This window comes from Streptomyces sp. PCS3-D2 (assembly GCF_000612545.2).
Taxonomy (GTDB): Bacteria; Actinomycetota; Actinomycetes; order Streptomycetales; family Streptomycetaceae; genus Streptomyces.
This window is the reverse complement of the sequence record NZ_CP097800.1, coordinates 3,822,837-3,841,270: the sequence shown is the minus strand read 5'-3', so window position 1 is coordinate 3,841,270 and position 18,434 is coordinate 3,822,837. Positions and strand designations below refer to the sequence as shown.

The window sequence follows — 18,434 nt, the reverse complement described above, 5'->3', positions numbered from 1 at the left end:
TGCTCACTTCCTGTGGGCGGGGCCGTGGTTGGCGTTCCAACCGGAGACCAGGGCACTGACCTGTGCATCTCCCTTGGCGGCAGCGGTGGCGCCGCAGTGGCAGACGGCGGAGGCGGTGCCGGGCTCGGTCGGTGAGGGCTTGCTTACGTGCAGGCCGGGGCGGCCGGCGGTGGGGGTGAGGTCAGCCATGTCCGGCCACCTCAACAGCCTTGGCGGTGAGGGCCTCCAAGGTTGCGGCGGCCTCGCTCGCGGCAGCGGAGAGAGCGCGAAGGGCCTCAGCCGAGCCGGGGGCCGCGAGGAGCGCGATTTCGGTGGTGTCGCCCTCGATACGAAGGCTGACGAAGGGGCGGGAGCTGTCGGGGAAGGCGGTGACGCGAAGGCGGGTGTCCGGCTCGATGTGTCCGGAGACGGAGAGGCTGTTCACGCGGTCACCTACCGATCCGGACGTGGACGGCGGGGACGGTGCGGCCGAGTCCACGGCAGGCCGGGCAGTTGACGCTGACCATCGCCTTGGCGCCGTCAGGGGTCCGGGTGCCGGTGGTGATCGTGGCGGTGGCGAAGCCGTCGCAGTCGCGGCAGACGGGCTTGGCCTGGGCGTGCTGGGGCATGATGAGGCTTCCCTTTCGGGTCCGTTGGATCTGGAAGTGGTTGCAGGCGCCGGGGCGGCGGTTCTTTGGCGAGAGGGCCGCCCCGGGGCCGTTCAGCGGCGGCGGTTGCGACTGCGCGGGATGGGCGGGATGGAGTCGTAGGACTCCTGGCCGTCGCGGAAGTCGCTCAGGTCGGTCACGTCCTTGTCGTTGCCGACCTGCCGCATGATCCGGTTCATGGCCTTGGTGTCGCGGTGGCGGCGGGCGATCGCGTACTCACGGCCGAGTTCGACCATCTCTTCGTTGCGGGCGGGCTCGGGGGTGCTGCTCTTGCGGCTGAAGATGCCCATGTCAGTGACCCTTCGGGTTGTTTTGCAGGGAGCGGATGACAACGGCGCACACGGCGACCGAGGCGGCCGTGATGGCGACGGCGAGGAGCATGGAGACGAGGACGGCGCCGACGACCAGGACCACGGCCCCGCCGCTGGCGACGAGGGCAGCGACGCTGCCGGGCGTGAGCTGGACGCTCGGGCGGGTAGTCGGAACGGGGGCCGGGGCCGGGGCGGTCGGCATGGGGACCGCCGCGGGTTCGGGGACCAGGTGGACCGGGGTGTAGGTGTCGGGCTTCGGGTACTTCGGCGTGAGCATGAACGGATCTCCCTTCAGGCCTTGCAGCGGTGGGTGCGGGCGGCGAGTTCGGCGCTGGCGCGGGTGAAGTAGTCGGCGGAGAAGTCGCAGCCCGGAGCGGTGCACACGGCGGTGTGCTTGGTACGGCCCCGGCCGTCGTGGTGGGTGCCGACACGCACCGGGCCGAAGCGGGCGAGGTTGTAGAAGCGGTTCGGGCGCATGGGGTCTGTCTCCTTTCGTTTCAGGCGAGTTGGAGGGCGATGGAGTCCGCGAGAGCGGGCGGGATGCCGAGGCGGCTGCGCAGGGTTGCCGCGTCGATCGGGGCGCCGGTCTGTGCCTGGTGGGCGTCCGCGATCTTTCGGGCGTGGTCGAGCAGCGCGGGCGGAACAGGTCCTGCGGACGGCGTGAGGGCGGGCTGTGGCGGTACGTGATCCGGGGCGGGTTCGGCCGGCGGCAGTTCGGGAGCCGGTTCCGGGTCCCGCTCGACAGTCAGGTCCGGAACGGGTTCCACGTGGGGCTTTTCCACAGGCTCCGGCGCCGGTGTGGGTGCGTGGGGGAGGAGGGTGCCGCCGAGGAAGGCGAGGGCGGGCCATCCGGCGACGAGGATGCGCAGCCAGGGCGGGACGTGGTGCAGGTCGAGCAGTCCGGCGGTGGCGACGTTGGCGCCGAGTGAGGCGACGAGGGCGATGGCGAACCACAGCCAGGCGTCGCGGTTCTCTGCGTTGGTGCGCATCCGGCGCCATGCGGCGACCAGCAGCAGGTCGACGCTGACCGGGTAGGCCCACGCCTTCCATCCGTCCTGTCCGGCCGCCGCAGCCAGATCGTGCAGGTGGGCGAAGGACAGGGCACCGGCGATGACGGCCTGGATGAGTACAGCGTCGAGGCGGAGGGTGCGGAACACGAGGCACCTCCTTTCGGGGAGGATTCGAGTCAGGCGGTGCCGGTGCCGAGGCAGCTCGGGCAGAGCCCCGTCTGTGTGGCGCCGATCTCCCGGCGCTTGCGCCCGACCCGGACGGTCGTCGTGGTCTCCCCCGTTCCGTCGCAGGTCTCGCAGGACGGCGGGACGGGAGCGGGCTTGGCCGAACGCGGCCGTCGGGCCGACGGCTTCGTGTCAGTGCTCATGGCGGTTCCCTTCGGTTTCGGGCATGGGTCGGGTAGGGACCTGGCGCGAGATGGTCACGCCGACCGAGGGGGAGAGAACTGCTACGGCGTTGCCGGAGTCGGCTTCACCAGCGGGGCGGACCCGGCGGACCAGGCGGAGGCGGAGACCACCGGCCGGTACGGGGCGAGTGCCGGAAGGGCCGGAGTCAGGTACGCGTACTCGACGCAGACCTCGGCAGCCTTGGCCGCGCTCAATTCAGGCGTACGGATCCGGGACCAGCCGCCCGAGGAGTCGCCAGCCACCGCGACGCCGGGCAGGTCGGGCGCGATCGCCGTCACGGCCATGACCGCGTCCGGGGCGATGTCACCGAGACCCATGTCGGCGGTCTGCTTGTCGTTGACGCGATGGACCACGCGGCCGGTGAGCTGGGCCCGGAGCGTCGTGGCGCCCTTGCCGAGGTCGGAGCCGAACCGCTGGCCGCAGATCTCCAGGTACATTCCGGCCGCGCGGGCCATCTGCCCGAGGCGGATCATCTGCATGACCATCCGGTCCCGGCGGTCCTCTTCCTTCTTGCTGGCCACGAGGAACAGTTCCGCGACCTCGTCCACGAGCACCACGACGGGAACCGGACGAATGCCCTCGGGCAGCGCCCACACGTCGGCGGCCCCGTAGGCGCTCAGCAGATCGAACCGGTCTTCCATCTCGCCCACCAGCGCATCCAGCAGCCCCGATGCGGTCTCGGGTGTGATGGCCAGCGCCGACAGCCGGGGCGCGTTTCCCCGCTGCTCGACACCGCGCTTGCAGTCGATCCCGACCAAGGCGACCCGCAGCCGGGCGAGGCCCGCGACCAGATTGCGCTGGTACATGGACTTGCCCGACTGGTTGGCGCCGAGCGTCAGCGCGTGAGGCACCTTCAGGTAGTCCCGTACGAACGCGGTGCCGTCCTCCCGGAGCGCGACCGTAACGGTCATGGGCCCGGAGGGGAGCTTGCGCGGCATCTTCACCCGGCGCAGCACGTCGTACCCGGTCATCCGCAGCTCGACGAACCCGGGCTTGGTCTCGAAGACGGTGATGGAGTGGACGCCCCAGGCGTGCCGCAGCCGTTCGGAAGCGGCGACCACGTCGGCGGGCTCCAGTCCGGCCGGAAGGCGCAGGGTGACCCGCATGCCGGTCGAGGAACCGCGTACGCGGCGGACCTTCGGCGGTACGGGCTGGACGTCGCTGCGGCGGGCGACGTTGCGGATCAGGAACGCCCTCAGGCGGGACGGCTGGACCGTCAGCCCGCACACGTCCATCGTGGCCCGGTACGTCACCGCGAACCGGACCCTTGCCACGGGCAGACCGGCCACGGCCCAGAACACGCGGGGCGCTCGGACCTTCGCGTATCCGAGACCACCGCCCGCACCGGCGGCCAGTGGGAGGCCGACCTCCCATAACGTCGACAGGTCAGTCATGGTCAGACCCCGACCGTGAGGGCGACGGCGCGGAACGAGATGCCGTGCCGGGTCTGGCCGTTGAACGTGTTCTCCCAGTCCCGCGCCTTCAGGCCGATCACTGACACCGGCATGCCGGGCATCAGGCCCGCAGGGAGACCGGTCTCCGGAACGGTCACCTGGTAGAGGTTGCCCTCCCCCTCGTCCGAGATCAGCAGGCCCACCGTGGACAGCGGGGCGTTGGTCTCCCGGTCCATGGCGCGCTCACCGGTCTGCTTGCTCACGAGCTTCGGGGTCGGGGCCGTGGCCACGAACACCACGGCGGTCGACGTGTCCACCTTGAACGACGGCATGGTTTCTCCTTCAGAGATGCCAGCAGGAAGCTAGATGACCAACTTGGCTAGCCTGGTTGGTCACATCTTGAAGGTGAGGGAGATGGCTAGCCATGTCAACAACATGACTGGCATGGCTGTCCTGCTTGGGGGGTGTCGCCTACCATCGACCCCATGACCTTTGTCCCCGAGCCCCTCGACCCAGATGACGACCGAGCCCCGTACGAGCAGGTGGCGAGCAGCCTCAGCGCGGCCATCCGCACTCGAAAGCTGGGCCCTGGTGAGAAGCTCCCGTCCCACGCGAAGCTGACGGAGCACTACGGGTTCGCTCGGGCGACAATCCAACGCGCGCTGCGCGACCTCGAAGACGAGGGCCTGGTGGTCTCCCGCAAGGGCAGCGGCGTCTATGTGCGCAATCGGACCGAACGGCCGGCGGGCCTGCGCCCTTACGTCGAGCAGGCCTTCGCCAAGCACCGCGTGACGATCGATTTCGCAGGCTTCTCCAGCGAGACCCTGCACGGGGCGCTTCAGGAGCCGCTCGACAAGATCCGAGTCGGTCGGCTCACGCCGTCGAGCATCACCATGCGGATACTCGTCCCGGACATGTCGGTGCCACAGGCCGCGCCGGTGCGGAAGGACGACGGCGCGGACGACAAACGGCTCCGCGACCGCATGCACGACATCATGGTCAGCTACACCCGCAGCATTCGGGACGCCATCGCCGAGCTGGAGCACCTTGGCCTCGTGGCGGAGACGCAGATCAGCGTGCGTGTCCACAGCGGTACGCAGTTCTTCAAGCTCTACGTGATCAACGACGAAGACGCGTTCTTCGGGTACTACCCGATCCGCCCCAACAAGGTCGTCGCCCAGGGCGAGACGATCGAGATCTACGACCTTGTGGGTAAGGACGCCACGCTCTTCCACCACTCGATCAATGACGGCGAGTCTTCCAGCGGAGCGCAGCAGGTCCAGCAGGCCCGCATGTGGTTCGACAGCGTCTGGGAGACCATCGGAAGGGACTTCGACCTTGACGCACGATGACCGCCTCTCCGGAGTCCTGGCGAACGCGCGCGTGATTTTCTTCGACTTCGACGGCCCCGTCTGCGACGTGTTCGCTGGGCTGCCCGCCCCGGAGGTCGCGAAGCAGCTCACTGCACTGCTCGCAGCGCAGGACGAGGCCGCCGGCGCCAAGGCCGCCGAGACCGACGATCCGATCGAGGTCATGCGCATCGCCCACGAGGCCGGTGACGAGATCGGCCGGACGGTGGAGCAGGCCCTGACAGCGGCTGAGGTCGAAGCCGTGGCGGTGGCAGGCCCTCCGACCCCGGGGGCGGTGGAAGCTCTTGAGGCCGTGCGTGCCTCGGGGCGGGCCGTGGCGGTGGTGAGCAACAACTCCGCGGAATGCGTGCAGCGCTTCCTGGAGAAGCACGGGTTGGGGGAGCTCGTCGCGAAGGTCATCGGTCGGCCATCTGGGCAGCCCCACCTGATGAAGCCGAACCCGTTCCCACTGATTGGGGCGGCGAAGCAGATGCAGATGGATGTCACGCACTGCACCCTGATCGGTGACTCGCTCACAGACATCCAGGCCGCTCATGCCGCACGGACGAAGGTCATCGGCTACGCCAACAAGCCCCACAAGGCCGATCTCTTCGCGGACGCGGGAGCCGATGCCGTCACGGACGACATGCAGGCCATCGCCGACGCACTCACCACGGCGTAGCCGAGGATCAGCGGGGGACCTGTTACAGGTTTCTCTACCTCATCAAGCCCCGGCTGCGCTCCGCTCCGCCGGGCGCGCTTCCCGGCTCCGCTGCGGGCGACGCTCCTGCCTTCGGCCCGCTCCGCCCGCGCTGCGCCGACGCGCGCCCACATATGGATAGGGCCGGTGGCCATGCGTCGATCACCGCATAGCGCGGCAACGCTCAAAGAAGTGCCTCCGGCGGGGGCGCTCAGGCTCCGAGATGGCGGGGGCGCCGTCTGCGAGTGCCGGCCGGAGTAGTGGCGTGCGCGGGGAGCTCCCATCCCGTCTGCCATCGACCCAGGCAGAGCCGAGCAGACGCGGCCCATGGCGTCCAGGTCGTTCGTGCAGTGGCGCGCTCCACCTGGACGCCATGGACCACGCCCGCTCCACGGTGTGTGGGTCGACGGCAGACGGGATGGGAGCTGGGGAAGTGATGGGCTGATGAAGCGGTCTAGCAGGCGTGTCGGCGCCGCGGACTAACAACGTTCCAAGGCGGGAATGCTCGTGCTCCCCAAGCTGAGAGGACGCACGTGATAGCCACAGTGACGGCGATCGGGGGATTGCTCGGCCTGATCGCATCCTTGATTTTTCTGGCCGTTCAGACGCGCGCAGTGTCGGAACAGCTTCGCATGGCCGCAAACGTGAGCGGCACGACCGGACTCGATCAATGTCTCAACAACCTGCGCGACGTTTACTTCAAGATGATGGAGTACCCCGGGCTCCGGAAGTACTTCTATGACGAGGTGCCTTGCCCTGAAGCGGAGATCGAACGAGAACGGGTGCTTCTCTTAGCGGAGGCGCTGGCAGACGTCTTGGAGACAGGGCTCATGACAACCCGCCGCATCGCTGGTACGGAGTCATTCGAGGACTGGCGCGACTACTGCTGCTACATCCTTGATCACAGTCCAACGCTGCGCGGACTGGTCGGGGAGCACCCGGCGTGGTGGCCGGATCTCCGTCAGCTCATGGAGGCCTAGTGCCCCGCGTTGGGTTTGTCAACGGCGCCCCTCTCGGTGACACCAATGCCTGACACCAACAAAGCCGGACAGCGGCAGACGGCGCCGAACACCAGCAGACAGCCCAACAGCGAATAGCATGGATCTAAGCGTTGTCCCGTAAATGATCTACGGCATGCTGGTTGACCAGCGTCGTTTCCTGGTCAACCAGCGAGCGTGAGGTTGTGGAGGCGAGCGATGCCGAGCATGGCGTGATGGACTCCGTCGCCTTTCAGGCGGCAGTCGCGGAGGATCTTCCAGGTCTTCATGCGGGCGAAGGCGTCCTCGACGCGGGCTCGGACCTTGCGGTGCGAGCGGTTGTGTTCCTCTTTCCAGCCCGGGAGTTCGCTCTGGCCGGGTTCGCGGCGGTGGGGGATGACCAGGCCGGTGCCTCGGTAGCCGCCGTCCGCGATCACCGTGGCCTTGCCGACGGCGTCTTTCGCTCCGGACAGCTCCCATGCCTTGCAGTCGTTGCGGTTGCCGGGCAGTGGCCGGCCGACCGCGACGACGAGCCGGGTGTCGGCGTCGATGACGACCTGGTGGTTGGTGGAGTACCGGTAGTTCTTCGACTGCTCGGCGATGGTGTGGTCCCGGGTGGGGACCAGGGTGCCGTCGACGATCAGCACGGTGTCCTTGCGGAACCGCTTGCGGGGCTGGAACGCGAGCGCCGGGCCGAGGTGGTCGACGATCCGGTCGGCCGCGGACTTCGACACCCCGAACAGCGGGGCGAGTTGGCGCAGGGTGAGGTTGGTGCGCCAGTACGCGGCGACCAGCAGGACCCGGTCCTCCAATGGCAGGCTCCAGGGTCGGCCCTTGCGGACCGGGTCGGCTCCCTCGCGCCGCAGCGCGGTGATCAGCTTGCTGAACTGCCGCGGGCTCAGCCCGGCGAACGGGGCTATCCAGGACGGCTCCGACGCCGTGATCACACCAGACACAGCAAGATCATCTCACCCGTGACCAGCACTTACGGGACAACGCTTAGGGACGTCGCCAGCACCCCGTGATCGACCTGATAAGGATGAGGCCACAGGTTCAAATCCTGTTAGCCCCACAGTGTTGAAGACCCCCAGGCCAAAGGCCTGGGGGTCTTCTTCGTCGGGCCAGTTGGTGAGCCGCCAGGTCACCGATCGGTATCGGTCGGTGTGTATTGTTGGGCGCCAGAAGTCCCCTACGTCAACGAAAGACGAGGTCGCGCGGTGAAGAAGCTGCTCCTGGTCGCACTGGCCGCCATCGGCGGGCTCCTCGTGTACCGCCAGATCCAGGCGGACCGCGCCGAGCAGGACCTGTGGACGGAGGCAACCGACTCCGTGCCCTCTGGTTCCGGTGTGTGAGACCGAAGGCCGAGTTCATGAAGCCCCGGCTGCCGCTGCGGCCGGGGCTTTGTGCTGCTCTGTGACGAAATCTTACGTTCTGCAAAGATTTGGCTTGCGGTAGCAAAAACGGGGTGGGTGTGATGGGTCGGGTACGGACGACAGTGTGGGCGGCGGCCCTCGGCACGGCGCTGGCCGGTGTTCCCGCCGCCGCGTACGCCGGGGAGAGCGCGCCCCAGCCGCCGCCCGCCTACCGTGCCGCCGACGGCGCCAGGACGATCGAGGGAACGCCCTCCACGGCGGACGCCCCGCTCATCGAGGCCGGAAACACCTACGAGGACACCATCGGGCCCGGGGACCGCCTCTACCGGCTCGTCCTGGAGCAGGACGGCTCCGACGCCTACGTCTCCGCCGTGCTCCGACCCCCGGCGGGCGCCAAGGTCTCCGGCAGCGACGGCGTCGCGGTGGAACTCATGACCACCGCCGGGCGCTCCTGCCCGGCGAGCATGGGGCGGGCGACCTTCGGCTACGACGCCGTGCCCCTCGCCGCCGCGGGGGTCCGCCGGGGCTCCGAGGACGGCGACTGCGCGCCCGCCGGCGTCTACTACGCGAAGGTCACCCGGACTTCGGCCAAGGGATCCGACCAGAGCCCCTGGCCGATCGAACTCAAGGTGCAGCGCGAACCGGGCCGCGGGCCCGGCGCCCCCACCACCGCGCCCAGCGGCTGGCCCACGGGAGCCCCGTCGCTGCCCGGCACCGAGGCGGTCGGTCGGGCCGGCGGTACCGGCTTCAACGACGCGCGCGCCCTGGGCGCCGGCGTGTGGCGCGACGAGATGCGACCCGGGCAGACCCGCTGGTACCGCGTCCCCCTGGACTGGGGGCAGCGGCTCGGCCTGGGGGCGGAGCTCTCCGCCGCGAAGAAGACGAAGGACTACACCTCCGCGTCGGGCGGACTGAGCGTCAGGCTCTACAGCCCGTTCCGGGGCCCGGTCTCGGGCAAGGACGTGTCCTACGACGGCGTGCAGGCCGGGCTCACCCTGGAGAAGACCGCTCCGGTCGACTACGGAAACCGCTTCTCCGGCGACCGCGGGGTGCGGCCCGTGAGCGTCGCAGGCTGGTACTACGTCGCTGTGACGATGGGCGCGAAGGTCGCCGATTTCACCGAGGACGCGGTACCGGTCCCGCTGACGCTGCGGCTGGAGGTCACCGGTACCGCGGCCAAGGGGCCCGCGTACACGGAGGATCCGGCGGCGGGCGGATTCGCGGTCGGGGCCGAGGACCGGACGGCGGCACGGGAGGGGCTCACCGCCCCGGAGGCCGCCGAGGCTGCCGGGACCCGCTCGTTGATGCGCGTCGTGGCGGGCGCAGGCTTCGGTACCGGGGCCCTGCTGCTGGCGGTGCTGGGCGGCTGGGTCCTGCTCGGCCGGCGGGACCGCGGCGCGGGCCCGTCCCTTCCGGGTCGGGCCGGCTGAACCCGCATCGTCCGGTGCCGCGTCGTCCGGTGCAGTGGGGTCCGTGCGGGGCCGTAGGGGCGGGGGCGCGCGCCGTCCCCGGAGGCGCCCGGCGGGCAGGGACTACATCTGCGTGAGGGCCCAGACGCCGACCGCGAAGCACACCAGCGCCGCGGCGAGCAGCGACGCCACCGCCTTCGGCGGAGGCGGGGCGATACCACCGCGCCTGCCGGCCGGCGCGCCGGCCGGGGAGGCCGGGGCCACCGTGGTGGGCGCGCCCGAGGTCCCCGGCGCGGTCGGCGGGGGCAGGTGGAAGCTGCCCGTCTCCGAAGGACCGTAGGCGGGCGGCCCGTATGCGGGCGGAGGCACCGGGGCGGCGGCCTGCCGAGGGACCGGGTGCGCCGTGGCGGAAGCGCCGCGGGGGTCGGTACGGGTGGGCTCCGCCGCCCAGGTGGCGGCCGAGCCGCCCGGCGCCGCGGTGGGCGGCTGAGGGCCCGCGCCGGAAGCGGCGGAAGCCGCTCCGGAAGCGGACGGCGCGGAGGCCGTGGACGGAGCGGACGGAGCGGAAGCGGGCTCCGAGCGGGCCGTGCCCGTCGGGCCGTCGGGGCCGAATCCGGGTGGGAGCGGACCGAGTTGGTCGAACACCTCCACCGGTTCCTCGCCGGGGGCGGGCGCGGGCAGGAGTTCAACGGCCCCGGCAAGGGCCTTGCGCGCCCCTGTGGCCGTCCGGAAGCGGTTCTGGGGGTCGGGTTGCAGGAGGTTCGCGACGACCTCCCAGAGCGGGCCGGGGACGCCCTGCGGGGCGTCCGGGGTCCCGTGCGCGCGGAAGTGGTCCACCAGGGCCTGGGAGTCGGGCTTGCTGCCCTTGAGGAGGTACAGCGCGACCAGCCCGACGGCGAAGAGGTCCGCGGCGAAGTCGGGCTCGGCGCCCATGAGTTGCTCGGGCGCGAAATAGCCCGGCGTGCCGACCACGTAGTCGGTCTCGGTCAGCCGGGGCTCGCCCTTGCGCATGGAGATGCCGAAGTCGGACAGCCGCAGGTGCGGCCGCCCGCTGCCGGTCGCCTCCATCAGGATGTTGGCCGGTTTGATGTCCCGGTGCACGACGCCTTCCGCGTGCACCGCCGCCAGGCCCGACAGGAGCTGGTCGAGCAGCGTGCACACGAAGCGGGGCGGGAGGGGACCGTAGTCCCCGATCACATGGCCGAGGGAGCCGCCGCCGACCAGGTCCATGGTGAAGAGGACCTTGTCGTCGTCGGCCGCCCAGCTGGCCGGTGCCAGTACGTGCGGGTGGTCGATCCGCAGCGCCTGCTCCCGTACGAACCGCAGGAGCGTGTGGGCGTCGCTCTGCAGGAGCACCTTCGCCGCGACGTACCGGCGACGGCGGTGGTCCCAGGCCCGCCACACGGCACCCGCGCCGCCGCGCCCGATCGGATCGATCAGCTCGTACCGGCCGGCGAAGACCTCACCCATCGCTGCGCCCGTCCCCCGTCACGCCTTGTCCCCCGTCACCTGTCGTCCGCCCCCGTGCGCGTCAGTTCTGGTGTGCCTCGTAGTGCGCGACCGCGTCCGCGGTGCGGCCGGCTCCGTACACCCGGAGGAACTCTGCCAGTTCCGGGTGGCTGGGGGCGAGGCTGTTGGCCGCGTCGATGATGTCGCCGGCCGCGGAGACCGAGCGCAGCAGCGACTGGATCTCGCGGACCACGCGCTTGACGGTGGGCGCGCCGGACCCGGTGGTGGTCTGGCCGCTGCTGCTGAGGACGGATCCCCCCTGGGTCTTCTTGATCTCGTCCATGCGGTCGGCCGCCTCGGCGGCGCTGACGCTGCCGTCGGCCACCTGTCCGGCCAGATCCTGGAGGGCCTGGACGCGCTGGACCACCGCGGGGTTGCCGATCTTGGCGCGCTGGCCGCTCATCAGCTGGGAGAGCATGGGCGCCGACAGGCCGAGTACGGCAGCCAGGCGGGCCTGGTTCAGGCCGAGGTCGTCTATGAGCCTGCGGAAGAGCGCTCCCAGCGGCTCTCCGTACCAGCTGCGCTGGAGCTCTCTGGCTCTGGCCGTGGCCTCTTGCTGTACTGCGTCCACTCTTACTACTCCCCTTCGCTGGTGCGAACCTCGCGAGCATCTTACGGAGAGTGGTCGTGAGGCGGGAGTCCCTATCATTTTGCGAGATGAGGGGGTAAACCCGGTACTCTGTTCTGCGGAACGACCGCATCCCTCGCACGGGACAGGTGCGTCCAGTTCCACGGGGCCTTAGCTCAGTTGGTAGAGCGCTGCCTTTGCAAGGCAGATGTCAGGAGTTCGAATCTCCTAGGCTCCACACCACATGCCCCCCGACCTGCGGAAACACAGGTCGGGGGGCATTTTGCGCGCCCTCGGGGCGACTATCTGTGTGGCATGTACATCTATGTGCCTGGGGGTGTGTGCAGGGCGCCCGTCCCCAAGTCGACGGGGGCGGCGACGGTTTGGCCGGGTCGTTTCGGCCGCGGGCTCACGGGCCCGCCGGGCCGGCCGTCAGGCCGTGCGCTCGGCGGATCCGCCGCGCAGCAGGGCGGCGACCACGGCGCAGAGGGCGACGCAGACCACGGCGAGGCCCCAGAGCACGGTGTGGAAGGCGGAGTCGTAGGACTGGGCCAGGAAGTGGCCGAACGCCTCGGTGTCCACGGCGCCGGACATCTCGGTGGCCCGGGCGGGGCCGTCGAAGACGGTCGAGACGATCACCCGCCACTTCCGGATCCTGCGCGAGGCCGGACTGGTGCGGCAGGTGGACCGCGGCAACAGCCGGGCCGCCACCCTGCGCCGGGAGGACCTGGAGGAGCGCTTTCCCGGCCTGCTGGCGCTGATCCGCGCCAACCTCTGACCGGCGCGCGGGGCCCCGTACGACGAGAGACCCCTTCCGGCCCGTGGGAGGGGGGCCGGAAGGGGTCTTCGCCGTGCCGTGCGGGGATCAGCGGTCGCGCAGTTCCAGGGTGCAGCACTTCACGCTGCCGCCGGCCTTGAGGAGTTCGGACAGCTCGACGCCGATCGGCTCGAAGCCCCGCGCCCTCAGCTTCGCGTGCAGGCCGGTGGCCGCGGCGGGAAGGAGCACGTTGCGGCCGTCGGAGAAGGCGTTGAGGCCGAAGACGGCCGCGTCCTCGGCGGAGGCCAGGATCGCGTCGGGGAACATCGCGCGCAGCACGGCCTGGCTGCCCTGGGAGAAGGCCGCCGGGTAGTACATCACCTCGTCGTCCGACAGCACGGACAGCGCCGTGTCGAGGTGGTAGTAGTCCGGGTTGACCAGGGTCAGCGAGGTGACGGGCAGCCCGAAGAACTCCTGGGCCTCCGCGTGCGAGCGCGGGTCGGTGCGGAAGCCCGTACCGGCGAGCAGGCGCCGGCCGACGGTGAGGATGTCGCCCTCGCCCTCGTTGACGTACTCCGGCCACAGCGTGTCCGTGTAGCCGCGGCCCTCCAGCCACCGCAGGTACGCCGGACCCTCCGCCGTGCGCTCCGCGTGGCGGAAGCGGGCGCCGTAGACCTTGCCGTCCACGACGGTGGCGCCGTTGGCCGCGAACACCATGTCGGGCATGCCCTCCAGCGGCTCTATCTCCTCCACCATGTGGCCGAGTTCGAGGTACAGGTCGCGCAGGCCCTCCCACTGGCTCACGGCCAGCGCGTTGTCCGTGGCGTGCTGCGGGTTCATCCACGGGTTGATCGAGTACGTGACGTCGTAGTGCCGGGGCCGGCACATCAGCAGGCGGCGGCGCGTGGCGACACGGGCGGTGGACCCGGAAAGGTGCGGGGCGCCGGCGGGGGTGATGGCCTCGGTGAGCGGCACGGAGGGCTCCTTCTCATGGGGTGGTGATGGAAGCCCGGCGGCCGAGGGATGGTCGGCCGGCCGGATACGTCTGAAGCGGCTGATCGCTCCGTCCCATGGAAAGACGCCTCCGCATTGACCGGAAGGCTCGGAGGACACCGGCCAATCAACGCCCCTCACCAGGTCCGCACCCGAGTTGATTGTCCGTGCCCGTGATGTGTTCCGGGCAATCGCACGGCGCCGTGGAATGAGGTCATCAACCGGTTTCGCAAGGCGGGGAACGGAGCCGCACAACGGCCCGAGGCCTCCTGCCTGACCGTACCAACCTGTCCACCTGTTCCATCTGGAGGTACTTCCATGGCGCATCGCAACGTCGAACTGCTCGCAGTCGGTGCAGGTCCGGCGAACCTGGCGCTGGCGATCGCCGTCGAGGAGCTCGCTCCCGAGCTGGCCGGCGACACCCTGCTCATCGAGCGCGAGCGCGACATCGTGTGGCAGCGCGGCATGCTCCTGCCCGATGCCCTCAGCCAGGTCTCCTTCCTCAAGGACCTGGTCACCCTGCGCAATCCGACCAGTCGTTTCTCCTTCGTCAACTTCCTCCACGCGCAGGAGCGCCTGGACGCCTTCGTCAATCTCGCCAGCTTCGTGCCCTATCGCAGTGAGATATCCGAGTACCTGCAATGGGTGGCGGACGAACTCGACACGGTGAAGGTCGAATACGGCCGTGAATGCACGTCCGTCGAGCCGGTCACCGGAACGGACGGAGAGGTTTCCGGCTGGGTGGTGACGCTGGCCGACGGCGACACCATCGGCTGCCGCTACCTGGTCATCGGCGCGGGCCGCGACGCCCACGTCCCCGAGGTGTTCGCCGGCCTGCCGGCCGACCGGGTCATCCACAGCACGCAGTACAGCCAGCGGATCGGCGAGGTGCGCAAGGACCTGCCGCACCGGGTCGCCGTCGTCGGCGGTGCGCAGAGCGCGGCCGAGCTGTTCGGCGCCGCCCTGCGGGACCTGCCCGAGTGCAAGCCCACGATGATCATGCGCTCCATCGGCCTGAACGGGTACGAGAGCAGCAAGTTCACCAACGAGCTGTACTACTCGTCCTTCATCGACGAGTTCTACGAGTCCTCGCCCGAGGCCCGTCAGCAACTGCTCGCCGAGATGTACCGCTCCAACTACGGCGGCCTGGCCCCGGCCACCCTCGACGGCCTCTACCGGCAGTTCTACCAGGACCGCCGCAGCGGCGAGGAGCGCCTGGGCATGCAGCCGATGACCGACGTGGCCGCCGCGCGGATGGACGGCGAGGAGGTCGTCCTGACCCTCGTCGACCGCAAGTCGGGCACCGAGCGGGAGATGCGCACCGACCTGGTGCTGCTGGGCACCGGCTTCGTCCGCGCGATGCCGTGGGCGGTCAAGGCCCTCGCCGCGGCGATCGGGCTCGACGAGATCAACGTCAGCCGCAACTACCGGCTCGACCTCGGCCGCCCGGCGACCGCCGCCGTCTACCTGCAGGGCGTCAACGAGGCCACCCACGGCATCGCCGACTCGCTGCTCAGCGTGCTCGCGGGACGCTCCGCCGAGATCACCCAGGACATCCTCGCCCACCGCCGTTCCCGGTCGGCGGAGTTCACGGCCGAGGCGCGGGAGCTCGCCCTCGCCGGCGCGGTCTGAGCACCGCACGCCCCCACGAGCCACACCGCATGACGAGGAGAGACCGAACCACATGCTCACCAAGCAACTCGACCGCGAAGCACTGACGCACGAGAACGGTCTGGACGCCCAGCGCCTGCTGCCCTGGCCCGAACTCAACGCCCCCTTCGAAGGCTCCTGGTGCGTGATCCGCCCCGGAACCGCCTCGACGGCCCACGCCCACCACGAGTACGAGATCTTCATCGCCGTCGCCGGCTCCGCCGTCCTGGAGTCGGAGGGCGTCCGCAAGCCCTTCGTGAAGGGGGACATCGTCCACTTCACCCCCGGCACCGCACACCGGGTGATCAACGAGTCGGACGCGGACTTCGAGATGTATTCGGTCTGGTGGGACCTCGACATGACACAGCGGTTCGCAGCACGCCACGAAGGAGCCCCGGCATGACACCCCGTACGGTCATCATCGCGCCCCCACCGACCCCCAACGGGGACCTGCACACCGGGCACCTGGCGGGCCCGTACATCGCCGGCGATGTGTACGCGCGCTACCTGCGCGCGTCCGGCCGTCCGGTGGTCTTCACCAGCGGCACCGACGACAGCCAGACCTACGTGGTCTCCAGCGCCGCGCGCGCCGGTCTGACCCCGGAGGAGCTGGCGCTGCGCTCGGCGACGCAGATCCGCGCCACCCTGGAGGCGGCCGGCATCTCCGTGGACGGCTTCGCGCCCTTCGACAAGGGCTACCGACAGACCGTCGTCGACTTCGTCACCGACCTCCACACCGACGGTGCGTTCCGGCTGAAGACGGTGCGGCTGCCCTACGTCGAGGCGACGGGCGAGTACCTCATGGAGGGCCTCGTCGCCGGCGACTGCCCGGTCTGCCTGGTGGAGAGCCGCGGCGGACTCTGCGAGTCCTGCGGCCATCCCAACAACTTCGACGAGCTGCTGCGCCCGCGCTCCACCGTCGACCCGGACGCCGTCGTCACGCACCGCGAGGCGCAGATCCTGGTGCTGCCGATGGAGGAGTACCGCGACCGGCTCGCCGACTACTACGTCCGCCACCGCGACATGCTGCGCCCGCACACCGCGCAGCTCATCCGGGAGGCCCTGGACCGGCCCCTGCCGGACTTCCCGATCACCTACCCGACCGGCTGGGGCATCCCGGCCCCCTTCACCGAGACCCCGGACCAGGTCCTCAACGCCTGGGCCGAGGGCATGGCCGCCTCGATGTACTGCACCTGGTGGGCCGCCGAGCAGCTCGGTGAGCACGCCGACCGCTACGACGAGCACTGGCTCGCCGAGCACGGCATCGAGCTCGTCTACTTCCTCGGATTCGACAACGTCTACTTCTGGGGGATGACGCACCTCGCGCTGCTGATGGCGCACGGCGACCGGTACGTCGAGCCGCACGCGATCATCTCCAACGAGTTCTACGAGCTGGAGAACCAGAAGTTCTCCACGAGCAAGGGCCACGTGGTGTGGGCCGCCGACCTGGTGGCCGAGGTACCGCGGGACCTGGTCCGCTTCTACCTGGCGCTGACCGCTCCGGAGCACTCCCGCACGAACTTCAGCCGCGAGGCGCTGGAACAGCTGTCGGCCGACCGCCTGGTCGAGCCGTGGAACCGGCTCGCGGGCCGCCTGGAGGAATTGCTGGCCGGAACACCGGCCGACGCGCTGCTGCCGCTGTCCGAGACCGGCGCCGAGCACGCCGCCATCGTCGTCGAGCGCTTCCGTTCCCACTACGAGCTGGAGAGCTTCAGCCTCCACCGGGCCGCCGACCTCCTGGTCGTCCACCTGGACCGGCTGCTGAAGCAGGCCGACCGCGTCGCGGTGGACGTACCCACCGACCTGGGCGACCTGGTGCTGGCCGTCCGGACCCTCATCGCGTGCGCCGCCCCGCTGCTCGTCGACCTGGCGGCCCGTGCCGAGCAGGCCGGCGCCGATCTGACCCTCCCGGCCGGCACGACCGCGGCCACCACCGTCGCGCCCCTGCGACTCCCCCTCCTGTCCACCGTCGTGGGGGCCTTCGAGCCCCTGCCCGTGCCGGTCGACGTCCGAGCCTGACCTCCCGAGGAGCACCCGTGTCCACGATCGCCCCGCCCCGACCCAATCGGGCAGAACGACTGCTCATCCCCGCGACGTTCATCACCAACCTGGGCAACGGCATCCAGCTCACCGCCGCTTCCTACCTGGTGTTCACCGAAGCCAACACCATGCTCGCGGTGAGCTGGCTGATGATCGCCGTCACCATTCCGCAGGTGGCGCTGTCCCTGTTCTTCGGCAAGCTCGCCGACCGCTTCGACCGCCGCACCCTGGCGATGATCTCGGACCTGGCCAGCGCGGCCGCCGCGATCGGCCTGCCCGTCTGGCTGGCCCTCGGCGGGAACCCCTCGACGGTCAGCTACGTCGCCAGCTTCATCCTGTCGATCTCCGCGGCCCTCTTCTTCCCGGCCAGCAACGCGCTGATCAAGGAGCGCATCCCGGAGTCCCGGCTCGCCCAGTTCAACGGCAACTCCGAGATCGCCATCCAGGCCGGCACGCTCGCTTCCGCGGCCCTCGGCGGCTGGGTGATCGTCTGGGTCGGCACCACGTCGCTCTTCTACTTCAACGCGATCACCTTCCTGGTCTCGGCCGCCCTGCTGTTCTTCATCGGCCGCCGTCCGGCGGGCGAGGCCACCCGTGCCACCGAGGCCGCCGCCAAGGCCGCCGTCGCGACGGTCGCCGCCTCCGCCACCCGCCCGCCGCTGGCCCGTCTGGCGCTGCTCTACATCATCGGCAACATCGTCATCATCGTCGGCAACAGCATCATGCTGGTCCTGGTCATCGACGGCTTCAAGTCCAACGCCGGCTACCTCGGCATCGTCGACGCCCTGTTCGGCATCGGTGCGCTCTTCGCGGCCTGGGCCTTCAAGAAGATCAGCTCCAGGGCCACCGTGCTGAAGACGGCCCTGATCGGCTACCTCGCCTTCGCGGTGCTGCTGTCGCTGGAGTCCCTGCACCTCTACGCGATGATGGCCGTCATCCCCTTCGCCGCCATCGCCTTCTGCGTGGCGCGCATCTCCGCCCGCACCGCCCTCATGAGCGCGGCCCCCGAGGAGAAGACGGGCTTCGTCTTCGGCGCCACCAACGCCTTCGGCCTCGCGGCCGGCACCGCCGCCGTCGTCCTGATCTCCCTGCTCGTCGACTCCACCAACGTCAAGAACGGCTTCTACGCCCTCTCCGTCCTGGTCGTCGTCATCGCCTCGCTCACCATCCTGTCGCTGCGCAAGCACGACCGTGAGGTCGCCGCCGCCGAGGCCGCCGCCAAGGCCGCCGAGGCCGCCGAAGAGTCCGAGCCCGTCGCGGCCGCCGAGGCCGCCGAGCCCGTCACGGCCGGGGCCGAGGCCCGCGAGTCCGTCCCGGCCAGGGTCTGAGAGGAGGACCG

Annotated in this window: 24 protein-coding genes, 1 tRNA gene and 1 pseudogene; 11 read left to right on the top strand and 15 right to left on the bottom strand. The window is 70.1% G+C overall.

What is annotated here, in order from left to right; all coding sequences use genetic code 11:
- Window positions 1–3: 3 nt before the first annotated feature.
- From AW27_RS16785 to AW27_RS16740, 10 genes are all read right to left on the bottom strand, one after another.
- Window positions 4–189 carry a hypothetical protein gene (locus tag AW27_RS16785; RefSeq protein WP_037920419.1) on the bottom strand — a complete coding sequence of 62 codons (186 nt, stop codon included), beginning with the start codon at window positions 187–189 and terminating at the stop codon, window positions 4–6.
- Window positions 182–424 (bottom strand): hypothetical protein, encoded by a 243-nt coding sequence (locus AW27_RS16780; protein WP_037920421.1) that lies wholly within the window; start codon window positions 422–424, stop codon window positions 182–184. The genes AW27_RS16785 and AW27_RS16780 overlap by 8 nt, the downstream gene beginning before the upstream one ends.
- A 4-nt stretch (window positions 425–428) precedes the next feature.
- A complete protein-coding gene (locus tag AW27_RS16775) occupies window positions 429–608 on the bottom strand; it encodes a hypothetical protein (protein WP_037920422.1) in 180 nt (59 codons plus the stop codon).
- Between the two features lie 92 nt (window positions 609–700).
- Window positions 701–937 (bottom strand): hypothetical protein, encoded by a 237-nt coding sequence (locus AW27_RS16770; RefSeq protein WP_037920424.1) that lies wholly within the window; start codon window positions 935–937, stop codon window positions 701–703.
- 1 nt (window position 938) lies between these two features.
- Window positions 939–1,235 (bottom strand): hypothetical protein, encoded by a 297-nt coding sequence (locus tag AW27_RS16765; RefSeq protein ID WP_037920425.1) that lies wholly within the window; start codon window positions 1,233–1,235, stop codon window positions 939–941.
- Window positions 1,236–1,249: 14 nt separating this feature from the next.
- On the bottom strand, window positions 1,250–1,435 hold the full coding sequence (locus AW27_RS16760) for a mobile element transfer protein (protein ID WP_037920426.1): 186 nt from the start codon (window positions 1,433–1,435) through the stop codon (window positions 1,250–1,252).
- A gap of 20 nt (window positions 1,436–1,455) precedes the next feature.
- Window positions 1,456–2,115 (bottom strand): DUF2637 domain-containing protein, encoded by a 660-nt coding sequence (locus tag AW27_RS16755; RefSeq protein ID WP_037920428.1) that lies wholly within the window; start codon window positions 2,113–2,115, stop codon window positions 1,456–1,458.
- A gap of 29 nt (window positions 2,116–2,144) precedes the next feature.
- Window positions 2,145–2,336 (bottom strand): hypothetical protein, encoded by a 192-nt coding sequence (locus AW27_RS16750; RefSeq protein WP_037920429.1) that lies wholly within the window; start codon window positions 2,334–2,336, stop codon window positions 2,145–2,147.
- A gap of 81 nt (window positions 2,337–2,417) precedes the next feature.
- Entirely contained in the window at window positions 2,418–3,770 is a 1,353-nt protein-coding gene (locus AW27_RS16745; protein ID WP_037920431.1) for an FtsK/SpoIIIE domain-containing protein, read from the bottom strand.
- A gap of 2 nt (window positions 3,771–3,772) precedes the next feature.
- Window positions 3,773–4,102, bottom strand: a complete 330-nt coding sequence (locus AW27_RS16740) for an SCO3933 family regulatory protein (RefSeq protein WP_037920434.1) — start codon at window positions 4,100–4,102, stop codon at window positions 3,773–3,775.
- Between the two features lie 153 nt (window positions 4,103–4,255).
- Here AW27_RS16740 and AW27_RS16735 point away from each other — a divergent pair, with 153 nt between their 5' ends.
- From AW27_RS16735 to AW27_RS16725, 3 genes are all read left to right on the top strand, one after another.
- Window positions 4,256–5,122 carry a GntR family transcriptional regulator gene (locus tag AW27_RS16735; RefSeq protein WP_037921335.1) on the top strand — a complete coding sequence of 289 codons (867 nt, stop codon included), beginning with the start codon at window positions 4,256–4,258 and terminating at the stop codon, window positions 5,120–5,122.
- A complete protein-coding gene (locus AW27_RS16730) occupies window positions 5,109–5,801 on the top strand; it encodes an HAD family hydrolase (RefSeq protein ID WP_037920436.1) in 693 nt (230 codons plus the stop codon). The genes AW27_RS16735 and AW27_RS16730 overlap by 14 nt, the downstream gene beginning before the upstream one ends.
- Window positions 5,802–6,352: 551 nt before the next feature.
- Window positions 6,353–6,799, top strand: a complete 447-nt coding sequence (locus tag AW27_RS16725) for a hypothetical protein (protein ID WP_037920443.1) — start codon at window positions 6,353–6,355, stop codon at window positions 6,797–6,799.
- 182 nt (window positions 6,800–6,981) lie between these two features.
- On the opposite strand, the gene AW27_RS16720 is transcribed toward AW27_RS16725, so the two are convergent.
- A complete protein-coding gene (locus AW27_RS16720) occupies window positions 6,982–7,752 on the bottom strand; it encodes an IS5/IS1182 family transposase (RefSeq protein WP_037920444.1) in 771 nt (256 codons plus the stop codon).
- 261 nt (window positions 7,753–8,013) lie between these two features.
- Between AW27_RS16720 and AW27_RS16715 the strand changes: the two genes are divergently transcribed.
- A complete protein-coding gene (locus tag AW27_RS16715; RefSeq protein ID WP_208809277.1) occupies window positions 8,014–8,148 on the top strand; it encodes a DLW-39 family protein in 135 nt (44 codons plus the stop codon).
- A gap of 122 nt (window positions 8,149–8,270) precedes the next feature.
- Complete coding sequence (locus AW27_RS16710) at window positions 8,271–9,599, top strand: hypothetical protein (protein WP_157840209.1); 1,329 nt, start codon at window positions 8,271–8,273, stop codon at window positions 9,597–9,599.
- Window positions 9,600–9,701: 102 nt separating this feature from the next.
- On the opposite strand, the gene AW27_RS16705 is transcribed toward AW27_RS16710, so the two are convergent.
- Window positions 9,702–11,048: a serine/threonine-protein kinase gene (locus AW27_RS16705; protein WP_037920446.1), complete on the bottom strand. Its 1,347-nt coding sequence runs from the start codon at window positions 11,046–11,048 to the stop codon at window positions 9,702–9,704.
- A gap of 61 nt (window positions 11,049–11,109) precedes the next feature.
- Entirely contained in the window at window positions 11,110–11,658 is a 549-nt protein-coding gene (locus AW27_RS16700; protein ID WP_031156000.1) for a helix-turn-helix domain-containing protein, read from the bottom strand.
- A gap of 162 nt (window positions 11,659–11,820) precedes the next feature.
- Here AW27_RS16700 and AW27_RS16695 point away from each other — a divergent pair.
- Window positions 11,821–11,893 (top strand) — tRNA-Ala (locus AW27_RS16695).
- A gap of 194 nt (window positions 11,894–12,087) precedes the next feature.
- Here AW27_RS16695 and AW27_RS16690 read toward each other — a convergent pair.
- On the bottom strand, window positions 12,088–12,237 hold the full coding sequence (locus AW27_RS16690; RefSeq protein WP_157840210.1) for a hypothetical protein: 150 nt from the start codon (window positions 12,235–12,237) through the stop codon (window positions 12,088–12,090).
- Window positions 12,238–12,286: 49 nt separating this feature from the next.
- Here AW27_RS16690 and AW27_RS16685 point away from each other — a divergent pair.
- Window positions 12,287–12,433, top strand: a pseudogene (locus AW27_RS16685) (transcriptional regulator); the annotation flags it as partial.
- Between the two features lie 87 nt (window positions 12,434–12,520).
- On the opposite strand, the gene ddaH reads toward AW27_RS16685, so the two are convergent.
- Window positions 12,521–13,387: a dimethylargininase gene (gene ddaH / locus AW27_RS16680; protein WP_037920448.1), complete on the bottom strand. Its 867-nt coding sequence runs from the start codon at window positions 13,385–13,387 to the stop codon at window positions 12,521–12,523.
- A gap of 336 nt (window positions 13,388–13,723) precedes the next feature.
- On the opposite strand from ddaH, the gene AW27_RS16675 reads away from it, so the two are divergent.
- The 4 genes from AW27_RS16675 to AW27_RS16660 are packed head-to-tail and all read left to right on the top strand — an operon-like array spanning window position 13,724 to window position 18,423.
- Complete coding sequence (locus AW27_RS16675; protein WP_037920453.1) at window positions 13,724–15,037, top strand: lysine N(6)-hydroxylase/L-ornithine N(5)-oxygenase family protein; 1,314 nt, start codon at window positions 13,724–13,726, stop codon at window positions 15,035–15,037.
- 52 nt (window positions 15,038–15,089) lie between these two features.
- On the top strand, window positions 15,090–15,458 hold the full coding sequence (locus AW27_RS16670; protein ID WP_037920456.1) for a cupin domain-containing protein: 369 nt from the start codon (window positions 15,090–15,092) through the stop codon (window positions 15,456–15,458).
- Window positions 15,455–17,074, top strand: a complete 1,620-nt coding sequence (locus AW27_RS16665; RefSeq protein ID WP_037920458.1) for a class I tRNA ligase family protein — start codon at window positions 15,455–15,457, stop codon at window positions 17,072–17,074. Before AW27_RS16670 ends, AW27_RS16665 begins: the two co-directional genes overlap by 4 nt.
- 17 nt (window positions 17,075–17,091) lie before the next feature.
- Window positions 17,092–18,423, top strand: coding sequence for an MFS transporter (locus AW27_RS16660; protein ID WP_037920460.1), 1,332 nt, complete (start codon window positions 17,092–17,094; stop codon window positions 18,421–18,423).
- The last annotated feature ends 11 nt before the right edge of the window (window positions 18,424–18,434 follow it).